General features: G+C 36.2%; 12 protein-coding genes and 1 tRNA gene. 9 read left to right on the top strand and 4 right to left on the bottom strand.

Annotated features, from left to right (window positions below):
- Positions 1 to 330 precede the first annotated feature (330 nt).
- The 4 genes from EGI24_RS12515 (at position 331) to EGI24_RS12500 (ending at position 3,974) form a co-directional block, all read left to right on the top strand.
- Positions 331 to 403: transfer RNA gene (locus EGI24_RS12515), tRNA-Met, on the top strand.
- 91 nt (positions 404 to 494) lie between these two features.
- Positions 495 to 2,405, top strand: coding sequence for an LTA synthase family protein (locus EGI24_RS12510; RefSeq protein WP_255048760.1), 1,911 nt, complete (start codon positions 495 to 497; stop codon positions 2,403 to 2,405).
- A complete protein-coding gene (gene era, locus EGI24_RS12505) occupies positions 2,402 to 3,289 on the top strand; it encodes a GTPase Era (protein ID WP_255048759.1) in 888 nt (295 codons plus the stop codon). The genes EGI24_RS12510 and era overlap by 4 nt, the downstream gene beginning before the upstream one ends.
- 175 nt (positions 3,290 to 3,464) lie before the next feature.
- The gene (locus EGI24_RS12500; RefSeq protein ID WP_255048758.1) at positions 3,465 to 3,974 is read left to right on the top strand and encodes a phosphoheptose isomerase; all 510 of its coding nucleotides are present in this window, start codon (positions 3,465 to 3,467) and stop codon (positions 3,972 to 3,974) included.
- A 23-nt stretch (positions 3,975 to 3,997) separates the two neighbouring features.
- Here the strand turns inward: EGI24_RS12500 and EGI24_RS12495 are convergent, their stop codons facing one another.
- Positions 3,998 to 4,900 (bottom strand): SMP-30/gluconolactonase/LRE family protein, encoded by a 903-nt coding sequence (locus EGI24_RS12495; RefSeq protein WP_255048757.1) that lies wholly within the window; start codon positions 4,898 to 4,900, stop codon positions 3,998 to 4,000.
- A 5-nt stretch (positions 4,901 to 4,905) separates the two neighbouring features.
- Positions 4,906 to 6,582, bottom strand: coding sequence for an amino acid permease (locus tag EGI24_RS12490; protein WP_255048756.1), 1,677 nt, complete (start codon positions 6,580 to 6,582; stop codon positions 4,906 to 4,908).
- Between the two features lie 233 nt (positions 6,583 to 6,815).
- Here EGI24_RS12490 and purH point away from each other — a divergent pair, with 233 nt between their 5' ends.
- The 5 genes from purH to EGI24_RS12465 all read left to right on the top strand — a co-directional run bounded on the left by purH (position 6,816) and on the right by EGI24_RS12465 (position 12,485).
- A complete protein-coding gene (gene purH / locus EGI24_RS12485) occupies positions 6,816 to 8,330 on the top strand; it encodes a bifunctional phosphoribosylaminoimidazolecarboxamide formyltransferase/IMP cyclohydrolase (protein ID WP_255048754.1) in 1,515 nt (504 codons plus the stop codon).
- 415 nt (positions 8,331 to 8,745) lie between these two features.
- Positions 8,746 to 9,576: a helix-turn-helix transcriptional regulator gene (locus EGI24_RS12480; protein WP_255048753.1), complete on the top strand. Its 831-nt coding sequence runs from the start codon at positions 8,746 to 8,748 to the stop codon at positions 9,574 to 9,576.
- A gap of 126 nt (positions 9,577 to 9,702) precedes the next feature.
- Complete coding sequence (locus tag EGI24_RS12475) at positions 9,703 to 10,203, top strand: SgcJ/EcaC family oxidoreductase (RefSeq protein ID WP_255048752.1); 501 nt, start codon at positions 9,703 to 9,705, stop codon at positions 10,201 to 10,203.
- 410 nt (positions 10,204 to 10,613) lie between these two features.
- A complete protein-coding gene (locus EGI24_RS12470; protein WP_255048751.1) occupies positions 10,614 to 12,008 on the top strand; it encodes an MBL fold metallo-hydrolase RNA specificity domain-containing protein in 1,395 nt (464 codons plus the stop codon).
- A gap of 21 nt (positions 12,009 to 12,029) precedes the next feature.
- Positions 12,030 to 12,485, top strand: a complete 456-nt coding sequence (locus EGI24_RS12465; protein ID WP_255048750.1) for a protein-disulfide reductase DsbD domain-containing protein — start codon at positions 12,030 to 12,032, stop codon at positions 12,483 to 12,485.
- Here the strand turns inward: EGI24_RS12465 and EGI24_RS12460 are convergent.
- Together EGI24_RS12460 and EGI24_RS12455 are read right to left on the bottom strand one after the other, a co-directional pair.
- Entirely contained in the window at positions 12,475 to 12,705 is a 231-nt protein-coding gene (locus EGI24_RS12460; protein ID WP_255048749.1) for a hypothetical protein, read from the bottom strand. The genes EGI24_RS12465 and EGI24_RS12460 overlap by 11 nt on opposite strands.
- Complete coding sequence (locus EGI24_RS12455) at positions 12,702 to 13,649, bottom strand: hypothetical protein (RefSeq protein ID WP_255048748.1); 948 nt, start codon at positions 13,647 to 13,649, stop codon at positions 12,702 to 12,704. Before EGI24_RS12455 ends, EGI24_RS12460 begins: the two co-directional genes overlap by 4 nt.
- Positions 13,650 to 13,730 lie beyond the last annotated feature (81 nt).

The following is a 13,730-nucleotide window of genomic DNA, read 5'->3' as shown; positions in this document are numbered from 1 at the left end:
GTCCAAAGCACCTTTTTGGGCAATTTTGGTTATATTAGGAGTTTTTACCTTCTTAATTACATCGTATGGGATTCCATCAACCAGTATGACTAGTACTTTTTTTTGCTGGGCAAAGGAGAAACTAATCAAACAAAAGTAGAAAACCAAAGTGCTTATATATTTCATGGGGGATGAATTGTTAAAGGGTTCGAAACTAATAGATTTTATTTTCAATATGAAAGGTAATACGTTGTGAAACAAAGATTTTATAATTTGATGTCTTTAAATTATTGAATATTTAACAAAATGCTTGATTTTTAAGAAAATTGTATTACCTTTGCAGTCCAATATCGCGGGATGGAGCAGTTGGCAGCTCGTCGGGCTCATAACCCGAAGGTCACAGGTTCGAGTCCTGTTCCCGCTACTAAGGAGGTCATTCGGCCTCCTTTTTTCTTTTCTTCAAATAGCTATTTTTGGTTTTTAGATCGTGTAGATTAGTTGAAAACAAGCCAATTATGAATTCAAAATCCAACTTATTTCTGCCTATTTCTGTTCTTGTTTTCAGAATCTTAGCCATTCTCGTTTTGTTTTCCCTGTCTCGCGTACACTTCTATTTTTCCAATCTCGATTTTTTTGATAATATAAGCTTTCAAGAGTTCACAAAGATTTTACAGGGCGGCATTAGGTTCGATATAGTTAGTATTCTTTACCTAAATCTGCCATTTATTTTAATTTATATATTCCCAGGAAATCATCTAAATGGCAAAAAATTTAGGCTTTTCACCGATATTTTGTTTTTCACAACAAACGCCATTGGGCTTTTGGCCAATTGTATCGATGGTGTGTATTACCAGTTTAATCTTCGGCGGTCTATATTTTCTAGTCTCGTTGAACTTCAGGATATCAATAATTTGAGTGGGCTTTTGCTTAGTTTTTTAACTCGTTATTGGACTGTTTGGGCAGTTTGGATATTTTTTTTAGTTGGTATTTGGTTGATTATCATATTTTTAAAGCCTTCTAGAAGTTTCAAAAGTAAGCACACCCAATTTGATTTTGCTTTCATTTCAGTGTTTTTTATAGTCGGGGGTTTGCGTGGGGGCGACTTATATCATTCAACACGACCGTTGGGACTGAATCATGCTGGAGAATATGTTCAGCAGCCGCATCATACAGCTTTGGTTTTCAATACGCCTTTCACTATTTTCAAAACACTGGGAGGAAATCAAACGAAGAAACTTGTGTTTTTTAGAAATGAAATTGATCTAGAAAAAGCATTTAGCCCTATTCATTTTTTTGACTCAACGAATAATTTCATTCCTTACAATGTTGTGGTCATTATTATTGAAAGCTATAGCGAGGAAGCTTCCGGCGTAGTAAACAAAGACAATATTTCGGGAGGATTCACGCCATTCTTGGATTCGTTAAGGCAAAAGTCATTCTACTCCGAGAATAGTTTTGCAAATGGGAAAAAGTCCATAGAGGCTCTTCCAGCAATTTGGTGCGGTTTACCTAGTTTCAAACAGCCTTTTGTGCTTTCGTCTTTTTCTACCAATCAAACAAACAGTTTACCAGGCATTTTAAAAACCAAAGGTTATCATACCTCGTTTTTTCATGGTGCTCCAAATGGCTCAATGGGTTTTCAATCTTTTGCCAACTTGGTGGGGATAGACCATTATTTTGGTAAAACTGAATATGCAAACGAAAGTGATTCTGATGGTATTTGGGGCATTTGGGACGAACCATTTTTACAATTTTTTGGTAAAAAACTAGACCAGTTTCCACAGCCTTTTTTTAGTACCGTTTTTACACTTTCCTCACATGATCCATTCAAAATACCAAGTCATCTAAATGGTAAATTTAAAAAAGGTCCACATCCCATTTATGAAACCCTAAGCTATACAGATTATGCCTTAAAACGGTTTTTTGAATCTATAAAAAACAAACCGTGGTTTAAGAACACAATGTTTGTGATAACTGCAGATCATACCAGTTCGCATGCTACCCTACCAGCTTTTAGCAACAACGTGGGGAGGTTCAAAGTGCCTATTTTCATATATTTTCCAGAACAGTTGAAACCTACTAAAACTGAAAAAAACATTCAACAGATTGATATTTTTCCTAGTTTAATGGCCTTGCTAAAAGTTGAAAAACCGTTTTTGGCATTTGGAAAAAACATATTTGATTCTGGAGGGAACGACTATGCCATCAACTTCTTTGAAAACTACCAGTGGCACTCAGGAAAATATGTTATGCTATTTGACGGCGAAAAACCCCAAGGATTATTTAATTTTGCAAAAGATGCTTTATTGCAAAATGATTTATCAGAAAGAGAGCCTAAGAAATTGGAGGAAATGCAATTTCAAGCCAAGGGATTTCTCCAACAGTATCAAAACAGATTGATAGAAAACAGATTAACGGTAAAATGAAAGAACACAAGGCGGGGTTTATTAGTATTGTAGGAAAACCTAACGTAGGAAAATCTACCTTGATGAATCAATTGGTGGGGGAGAAGTTGTCTATCATTACTTCCAAAGCCCAAACTACCCGCCACAGAATAATGGGTATCGTTAATGGCCAAACAGAAGGATTTGATTTTCAATTGGTTTATAGTGACACCCCTGGAATTATAAAACCACTTTATGAATTACACAATTCTATGATGGAGTTTGTGCATGGCTCTATCGAAGATGGCGATGTGATACTTTTTGTGACAGATATTTATGAAAAATATGACGAGGAAGATGTAATTCAGAAATTACAAAAATGCCAAAGTCCGATAATTCTGATAATTAATAAAATAGATTTATCAACTCCTGAAATAGTGCAGGAAAAGATAGACCATTGGAAGGCTGTTTTAAATCCAAGTTTGATATTGTCTATTTCGGCTCTTCAAAAAGTAGGCATTGATGGACTTCTCGAAAATATCATCAACTTGATGCCCGTCCATCCGCCATATTTTCCCAAAGAGGAACTTACGGATAAGCCAGAAAGATTTTTTGCCGCTGAAATAATCAGGGAAAAAATATTTATGAATTATAAAAAAGAAGTACCTTACAGCTGCGAGGTGGTGATAACGGCGTTTAAAGAATCCGACGACATCATTAAGGTTTCGAGCGAAATATATGTAGAAAGAGCCACCCAAAGGGCAATTTTGTTGGGTCATAAAGGTGAACGCATAAAAATCGTAGGCACTGAAGCTAGAAAAGAAATGGAACAGTTTTTTGGGAAAAAAGTGTTTTTGGAACAATATATTAAAGTGGAGCCAGATTGGCGTCAACAAAAGACAAAATTGGAACGATTTGGATATTAATAATTATCAGTTTTATGTAAAACGGTCAGACAAAGGGTCGAACCTGAAAAAAGACATAAGTAAACTTATAACTTGGTATTGAGATCAAACCAAAGAAAATAACGCTAAATATTGCAATAAAAATTAGGAATTTATTTGTCGTTAAGGAATAAAGTTTTAACCCATTCATAAGGAAATGAAATTAGAAAAAAACAATAGTAAAGAATTGGTTTTCGAATCAATTGCAGAATTTATCTCAAAAGAAGGATTCTCCGTAATTTCAAAAGACCAAAATCGCCCTTGGGGAGGTTTTTTTGTTATAGATGAATCGCAAGCTCCGGCATTTATAAATAGGTTTTTTTCACATTTGAGTCTCGCAGATTTCGCAGGGTTCGAAAAACTGAGCCCGAAAATATTGGTAGTTGCCCCACAAATGCGACTTTCGTGGCAATATCACCACCGAAGAGCCGAAATATGGAAACTGATTGGCGGTGTAGCAGGCGTAGTCATATCAGACACAGACAAAGAAACCATACCACAGCCTCTTCAAATAGGTCAGGTAATTAACCTGAAATGTGGCGAAAGACACAGACTTTTGGGAGCAGATGGTTGGGGTGTTGTAGCGGAAATATGGCAACACACCGACAAACAAAATCCTTCAAATGAAGATGATATCGTTAGAGTTCAAGACGATTTTGGTAGGTAAAAGTTATATAAAAAAGGGTGAATTCAATTCACCCCTTTCACATGCATATCTAAAGTGTAAACAGAATCAGAAGCCGTTATAAACAACAATTTACGGTTTTTCCCTCCAAAACAAATATTGGCAGTCCACCCTGACGGCACAGGTATTTTGGCAATTTGCTTTCCAGTTTTGTCAAAAACCGTAACACCTCTACCAGTCAAATAAAGATTTCCTTCGGCATCGGTTGTCATACCATCTGAGCCCATATTGGCAAATAGCGTTCTGTTGCTAAGTTTTCCCTCACCGCTGATTTCGTATCGGTAGGTTTTGCTTGCTCCAATGTCCGCAACATAGAGAAATTTCCCATCACCGCTACCCACTATACCATTGGGTTGTTTAAAATCTTCATCCATAATAATGGCAGTTTTAGAACCTTTTGGCAAATAGTAAAGCCTTTTTTTGTCTATTTCTTGTGTTTTTCTAGTCCAATACTCTCTTAGGTAAAATGGGTCAGTGAAATAAATCCCACCATTGCTATCTTGCCAAAGGTCGTTTGGTCCGTTTAGAAGTTTTCCTTCAAAATTATCCAGCAAAACGGTATGGTTTCCTTTTTTGTCAATAGACCACAACTGGTTTTTCTCATCAGCACACGACAAAATATTTCCTTTTTTGTCAAAATAAAGGCCATTTGAGCGGCCAGCATTTTCTAAGAATACACTCAACTGTCCTTTGGTATCGTATTTCCAAATCCTATTATTGGGCTGATCGGTGAAAAACACATTTCCTTTTTTGTCGGCAGCCGGTCCTTCAGTGAATTTAAATTGGTTTGAAACTTTAATGAGTTTGGCACCTTTTTTCACAATACTCAAAGTGTCAAAATCTTGGGAAAAGACACTCGGTGACAGAATTATAATAAAAATTAGGTACAGAAATTTTATGTTTTTCATGAAAATTAAGCTTTGTTCAGTTTACTATTTTTATAGCCATATAGAAAATAAATGGCTATGCCAATCACAACCCAAATAAGGAACATTCTCCAGTTTGACCAGCCCAACTCCGTCATTAAATAAAGATTTGTCAGAATGCCCATAACCGGCAAAAGCGAAAATTTATATTTCAAAGCCATAACTGAAATAGCCAACCAAGCCAACCAAAAAACAACGATAAGTGGCTTTTCAGAAATGTGTGCAAATATTCCATCGGTATAATAGTGGGTCCAATACAAACCAGCCAGAAAAACAATACCAATTATGAACTTTCCATTGACATAAGGCACTTTGAATTTAGAGTTTTTGCTAAGTCCAGTGTGGTCCATATAAAGTATGCCACAGCAAACCAAAATAAACGCAAAAAAAGTTCCCACGCTAGTGAGGTCAATAAAAAACTGCATGTTCATAAAAAGCGAAGGGATCCCTACAAAAAGACCTGTAACGATTGTTGCAAAACTTGGCGTTTTATATTTTTCATGAATTTTGGAAAACTTCTTTGGAAGCAAGCCGTCTCTACTCATTACCATCCAGATACGCGGCTGACCCACCTGGTAAGCAAGCAAAGCACTTGTAATAGCTACTACGGCACTAACGGAGATAATTCCAGCCATCCAGTTGAAATCTACTTTTTCAAATACATATGCCAATGGGTCATTAACACCTAACTCTTTATAATTTACCATACCCGTGAGCACCAAGGTGATAACCACGTATAACACAGTACAAATCGCCAATGTAATCAGCATGGCTTTGGGCAAATCTCGCTGAGGATCTTTACACTCTTCGGCAGTAGTGGAGATGGAATCAAAACCAATAAAAGCAAAAAAAACAGAAGCTACACTCATCATTACACCCTTCATACCGTTAGGTGCGAAAGGCTTCCAGTTTGCAGTATCGATATAAAAAACTCCACCAACTATAACCAATAATATTACAGCCAATTTAATAATTACTAAAACATTTGAAGCATTGCGAGACTCTTTTATACCAGTGTAAATCAAAGCGGTTATTAGACCAGTTATGGCACCCGCTGGTAAATTAAATATGATTTTTATGCCCGCAATAGTTGGAGCATCCACATATGCTTGAGCCAAAGCCTTCATATTCGAAGCTATTTCACCTAAAGTTCCATTTGCAGTTGCATTTTGCACATCTTGATAGGCTAATTTTGCTGTTCCTGCATCTATAGCCAGCCATCGAGGAAAATGGACTCGGAAGATATTTTCTAACATACTCACAAAATATTCAGACCATGAAATGGCCACTACCATGTTAGAAACTGCATATTCAAGCACCAATGCCCAGCCAATAATCCAAGCGAAGAGTTCCCCAAAGGATACGTAGGCGTACGTATAAGCACTGCCACTCACGGGAACTGTGGAGGCAAACTGAGCATAACTTAAAGCTGTAAAAACACAAGCGATGGCGGTAAAAACGAATAAAAGTGAAACCGCGGGGCCGCCATTGAAACTGGCTCGACCTATGGTGCTGAAAATACCAGCACCTATGATGGCCGCTATTCCGAACATGGTTAAGTCTCTTACGCCAAGTACTTTTGCTAGGCCGCTGCCGTGTTCAACAGAATTGACATCTTTGATGGCTTGATCAATGTTTTTTCTACGAAAAAGTGATTTTAACATAGTTTATAGGTTATATTTTTGTTGATTTTCTAAAACTTAGGGGTTTTTCTAGAAAAAGAATTCTTGTAAAATTATTAAAAAAATGCCGCTATGCTAATTTAAACAACATTTTATTAAATGTGAATTAATTTTTTAAATCATTCAATAACCATTAATGCAACCTGAAAAATCGCTCCACATTAGTCGATTAATTTAAAAAGCCGTACTTTTGCAGGAAATTTCAAAAGATTAATATGTCAAAGAAAATTGAGTCAGCACTCATTTCGGTATTTTATAAAGATGGATTAGATAAAATCGTTAAGCTTTTACATGAAAACGACGTTAAAATATATTCAACGGGCGGCACCCAAAGTTTCATTGAAGAAATGGGAGTTCCAGTAATAGCTGTTGAAGACCTAACATCTTATCCTTCGATTTTTGGAGGAAGAGTTAAAACACTTCACCCAAAAGTTTTTGGAGGAATATTGCACCGCAGAGACAACGAAGATGATGTAAAAACGGCTGCTGAACTTGAGATTCCGGCAATTGATTTGGTAATTGTTGACCTTTATCCTTTCGAAGAAACAGTAGCCTCTGGAGCTTCAGAAGATGATATTATTGAGAAGATTGACATTGGTGGTATTGCTTTGATTCGCGGAGCAGCCAAGAACTTCCAAGATGTATTGATAGTGTCTTCAAGAACGCAATACGATGATGTTTTTGAGATTCTTTCTACCAAAAACTGCGGACCGGATTTCGAAGATAGAAAGAGGTATGCCAAGTTGGCCTTCGGAACAAGTTCGCATTATGACTCTGCCATTCATGCTTATTTTGCAGGTATAGAAGACGGTGGAAATTTTAGAGCATCTCAACAAACATCACTTAGATACGGTGAAAATCCCCATCAATCGGCCAATTTCTACGGAAATCTGGACGAAATGTTTACGCAATTGCACGGAAAAGAACTTTCGTACAACAACCTCATGGATGTGGATGCCTGCGTGCGTTTGATTGAAGAATTTGATGACTTAACTTACGTAATCGTAAAGCATAATAACGCCTGTGGAGTAGCTACTGCCGCCACTTCGCACCAAGCATACCTAAATGCTCTTTCTTGTGATCCAATTTCTGCTTTTGGTGGAGTTATTATTACCAATGGAAACGTGGATTTAGCTACTGCTGAAGAATTGCACAAACTTTTCTTTGAAATTTTGATAGCACCTTCATTTGATACAGATGCTTTGGAGATTTTGAAAAAGAAAAAAGACCGCAGATTATTGATAAGAAAGGAAGTAAAGACTTCGAAGAAACAATTCAGAACGCTTTTGAATGGGGTTTTGGAGCAAGACAAAGACCTTTCAACAGAAAAAACGGCTGATTTTAAAGTTGTGACAAATACAGTTCCTACGGATGATCAAAATAAAGCATTGGAGTTTGCATTGAAAATATGTAAACATTTAAAATCCAATAATGTAGTGCTTGCCAAAGACGGCCAGTTGCTAGCCAGCGGGGTAGGACAAACATCGCGAGTAGATGCCTTAAAACAAGCAATAGATAAAGCAAAAGAGTTCGGCTTTGATTTGAAAGGTTCAGTTATGGCCTCAGAAGCATTTTTCCCCTTTCCTGACTGTGTAGAAATAGCTGGAAATGTAGGAGTTACAGCAGTTGTTCAGCCAGGAGGATCTATAAAAGACCAACTGTCAATCGACTATTGTAATGAAAATGGGATAGCAATGGTAATGACTGGCGTTAGGCACTTTTTGCATTAAAATAGTTGAATCAAAACGTTAGGTTAAACCTGAAAGATTTAAGTTCATATACAAAGCAGAAATTCATCAACTTGAGTTTCTGTTTTTTTGTTTGGATTATTTGAAGTACTAAAGAATAGAAAACTTCCTTAAATAATTAATATTAGCTTAAATTCCGAAAAATACACCATATGAAACAAACGGAATTATTTATAAACGGATGATTTGAGTTATAAATCTCATGCTTAAACACCACTATTCTGTCTACTTGCTTAATTTTAAAAAAAGGAAGCCAACTTTGTGGGAATCTCCAAGGCTATCGTTTACATTTACATGCCATCAAAGAAAATATGCCTAATGCTGCTGCTTATTCAAAATATATAGTTGCTTGATTGTGGTAAGGAGGCTGTATTTCTAATAAAACTCAGCGAAAACTATGTTTCATAAAATTTACAAACCTCACCCCGCCTTGAGCGAATTTGTGAATAATATCATGGTTTTTCGCTTTGAATTAGACCGAACTTTGCCACGTCCTGAGTTTTCGTTTCCGCCATTGCCTGAGCAATGCCTTTATTTTTATCCATTTGAAGCTCCTGAAAGCGAATATCTGACTACTAATAAAAAGGTAAAACTCAACCGCAGTATTTTGGTGGGGCCGCAAGTAAACCGAATCAAGTTGAAAATGCACCATTCAAATTTTACGGTGAAAGTTGGTTTTCAACCTTGTGGGCTATATCGTTTGTTGGGGATTTCGATGAATGAGTTTCCCGTTGATGAGTCATTGGATAGCACCTACATTTTGGATAAAGAGATTCAGTTCATTAATGAGCAATTAGCCGAAACACAATCGCCAGATAAATTGAAAGAAATTGTGGAGGTTTTTCTATTAAAAAAACTCCATAAACTACGTAGTAGACTTCCTATAGACAGCGTTTTGCCAATGATTATAAAAGAAGGGGGACTTGTAAATGTCGATAAAATTGCCTCGCAAGCCTGTGTAAGTAATCGCCAATTAGAGCGGCAGTTTTTGCAGCGAGTAGGAGTTTCTCCAAAGTTTTTTGTTCGCCAAACTCGCTTCGCTAAGGCTTGGGTAATGAAAGAAAACATACCTAATATCAAATGGACGACCATTGCCCACGAGTGCGGTTACTTCGACCAAATGCACTTGATTCGAGATTTTAAGGCATTTTGTGGTGTTTCTCCGTCGATTATCGAAAACGAGTTTCTTACAACTCCATTTTCACTTCGAAATCAGATTTTTTATTAGTAGTTTTTAGTAAACCCAGCCTTTGAAGTTTAATTCTCTTTGGTTGAAACTTGTCGTGTTTGTACTATTCTTACGACTATTCATCTGCTAATTTTGCAATCAAGAATTTTATATAAATAATTGATTATGAAAAAATTAGCTTCATTTTGTCTCCTGTTTTTAATATCAAACGCACTTTTTGCCCAAGCTAAAACTCCCGACGAAGTGGCGGTGGATAAACAAGTAGATGCATTGATTGCGAGTTGGAACAACCACAATTACGATGATATTGCCAACTATGCCACCGAAGATTGCGACTGGGTAAATGTTGTAGGTATGTGGTGGAAAAACCGTCGCGAGATTCAGTATGCTCATCAGATTTTTCACGAAGGAATGTTCAAGAATGTAAAGCTCACAAAGAAAAGTGTAACATTTCGGGCAATAACAAAAGAGGTCATGGTGGTGCATCTTTTACAGCAAGTTGGAGCATATACTTCGCCATCGGGTACATTATACCCCGAAGCTGATAATTTAAAACTGTTGGTTTTTGTAAAAAAAGCAGAAAAATGGCTCCTGACGGCGGTTGAAAACGTGGTTGTGGTTGAGCAAGCTCAACGGAGTAATCCAGTAAACAAGATGCCGAAGTAGTATTAAAGAATCGTTTCGAAATTCGAAGTCAATGGAAATTTTGAAACGACATAATTAAAATATAAATAATCCTGAATAGAAATTCAATTTGTATTATTTTGACCTCAACATTTTGTTATTCTTAGAATTAGATTTGAGATTATTGCATTTAAAGGATTTAAAGGAAATGTTCGCTACAAATTCCCAGCAAATTTTATGGGTTCATAATGAATTAATTGACTGAACGCAAGACTAGTTTTATCAACAAAATCCATAAGCATAAAATTGTAGGTTTAGCAATGCGGAAATATTTCAGGTACAATAGACTCCAAAACTATTTCTTATTCAAAACAGATTCAAATCCAACAACAATTGTTTATTTTGCACAAAAAAGCTAATAGCTAAATGCTAAAAGCCAAAAGCTATAAACAATGAAACTACAATTTTACGGAGCTGCTCAACAAGTTACAGGCAGTAAACATCTATTAACTACCTCAAAAGGCACAAAAATATTACTAGATTGTGGCATGTTTCAAGGTATCAACACCAGCGACATGAACCTCAACTTTGGATTTAATCCTGCTGAAATTGACTATTTATTGCTTTCACATGCTCATATTGACCACACTGGTCTTGTTCCCAGGTTGGTAAAAAAGGGTTTTAAAGGTCAAATATTTTGTACCGCTGCTACCAAAAGCCTTTGTGAAATAATGCTCATGGATTCGGCGAGAATTCAAGAGCGAGATTTAGAACGGGTAAATAGGAGAAGAAGAAATAGGGGGGAAGATGAATTGGAGCTTTTGTATGAAGAAGACGATGTGAACGAAGCCTTGGCTTTATTTGAAATCATAAAATTGAATCAACCGTTCTATCTGGAAGATGGAGTTAGAATAGAATATTTCAATGCTGGTCATATTTTGGGAAGTGCGGGCATTTTGATTCATTTAGAAGAAGAAGGCGAGACAAAAAAAATCTATTTCACTGGTGATATTGGACGACCTAACGATAAAATCCTCAGAAGTCCTGAGCGTTTTCCTCAAGTAGATTATTTAATTTGTGAGTCAACTTATGGTGACCGATTGCACGAACCAGAGCTAGATATGAAAGCTCATTTGCTTGAATTAGTTCATAAAACTTGTGTCGTAAAACGTGGAAAATTGATTATCCCAGCTTTTGCAGTGGATAGAACCCAAGAGTTGGTTTTTGCACTTGATCAATTGGAATTTGAAGGCAAGTTGCCCCGAATTCCTGTTTATGTAGACAGTCCTTTGGCAGTAAATGCAACTATGGTCATGAAAAAACACAGGGAGGACTTTAATCCTGATATTTTGAATTATATCGAAAGAGATGGTGATGCTTTTGGTTTCGACAATCTACACTACATTACAGAGGTAGAGGACTCAAAAGCTTTGAATGAATCAAAACAACCGTGTATTATTATATCTGCCTCAGGAATGGCAGAAGCTGGTAGAATTAAGCATCATATAGCCAATAACATAGAAGATCCAGATAATACTATCCTGATGGTAGGGTATTGCTCACCAAATTCTTTAGGGGCTATGCTGAAAACCGGACAACCTACTGTCAAGATTTTTGGAAATGAGAAAATTGTCAAAGCCGAAGTTGCTATCATGGATTCATTTTCAGCACATGCAGATTATTCGGAGATAATCGATTTGCTAAAGTGTCAGGATTCATCGAAAGTAAAAACCGTCTTTTTGGTCCATGGCGAATATGATACCCAAAAGTCATTTAAAGAAAAACTATTCTCTGAAGGGTTTAAAAACATTATTATCCCTAGTCAAGCAGAGGCGTTTGAATTTTAATATTTACAAAATGAGTGTTTTATGAAAAAAGTGTTTAGCATATTTTTTTGTTTTGGGATTGTATTCCTAATGTCTGTTGACATTTTGAAGCCCGTCAAATGGACTTTCACAAGTACCCCTAAAAAACCGGCTATAGGCCAGACAGTGGATTTGGTTTTCACAGGAAAAATCGAAAAAGACTGGTACATTTATAGTTCTGAACTTAAAGTTGAAGGTCCAAACCCTACTGAATTAGATTTAATTTCGAATGGTTCATACCAGAAAGTGGGAAAACTAGTTGCCGTAAATCCGAAAGAAAAATATGATAAAATTTGGGAAGGGACTATACATTATTTTGTGAAAGAGGCGAAATTTATCCAGAAAGTCAAGATATTAAAATCAGATGCAACTATCGAGGGTAAGATAAACAGCTATACCTGTACATTAAAAGACGGCAGCTGTATTCCAAACAAAGATAAGTTTAGTTTTAAGTTTTAGTGTTTTTTGACAAACTATCAATCAAGGTAGCATAAATTTTCGTCCAACCAAAATTCGATTCTAGCGATTCAGTTGCTTTATTATAGGCTAATTTCATCCTAAAGTCTTCTATTTTTTTTAATATTTCTTTAGCGTCTCCATTTTTAAAAACAACTTGCTTGGCTTCTTTTATTATAGCTTTATTTTCTTTATCTATTTCTACTATTCCGCAGTGTCTCATTTCTTAAATGGGGGAAATATTTCTAATTCGTTAATCAATACGGGAAAAGTCCATTTTGCTCTATCCAATACCAAAGTCTGTGTACTACCGCCATTGGTTTTGTAGCCGTTTTCGGTGGTTGGAGCTATTTCACTTTCAAATAAAATGGCTTTTTTCCCTTCTTTGAGCTGTATTTTGTAAACATCATATTTTGCTGAATGACTGACGATGGGCAGCCCAAATTTATCTTCCAAATCATTAGATACGACTGTTTGTAAGTCTTCAATTTTTGTCCAAAAAGGAGTGAATGGGGAAGGTGGTGGATTACCCTTTGGGATGATTTTGTAAAGAGCATATCCAACGTTAGGAATAATTTTTTTTGGAACATTCTTGCCGCTATTTATCAGACTTTCAACAAATTGAGGTGCGGAGGCCTCGGCTTTCATATCGTCCAATAAACTTTTTTTTATTTCTTTAATATCAATTCCCCAAGTCCGGAATCCCGATGAGTTACCCAAGCTATCAAAATTTGACTTTAAGCTATCAGCCCACCAAGTACGAAGCAAAAAAATAGACCTTTGGCCCTTGCTTGTATTTTGAAATTCATTTTTTAAATACTCGCTTTTATGCTGATTTCTATGGAGGAATTTTGCAGTTTTTTGTAAAACAATATTTTGTGTTCTCAGGCTATCATCTGCTATACAGACTCTCCAAGCGGCAACTGTACTTTTTTGCTCGTAAAATATTGCCAACTGTTTGCTCCTAAAATCTGAAAGGAAGGCTTTCAGCTCTGCAGAATCTAATGAATAGGTGTTTGCTAAATAAGTAAGTGAATCCTCATTATTTTTGAGTGAGTCTGAGTAAATGGATTTAACTAAATGGCTATTTTCGATTGATGGAAAATTTCCACGAACAACTATTGAAAATGAGATTAGTATTGCTGAAAGAAGTATTTTATTTATCATTTAAACTTAGGGCATATTCCAGTTAAGGGTTTAAAATTAGGGTAATTAAATAGGTATTCAGCTGTTAGAATGAATGATTCA

The organism is Lacihabitans sp. CS3-21 (assembly GCF_024343675.1).
GTDB lineage: Bacteria > Bacteroidota > Bacteroidia > Cytophagales > Spirosomataceae > Leadbetterella.
Note: the sequence above shows the minus strand (reverse complement) of the source record. Positions and strands in the feature narration are given on the sequence as shown.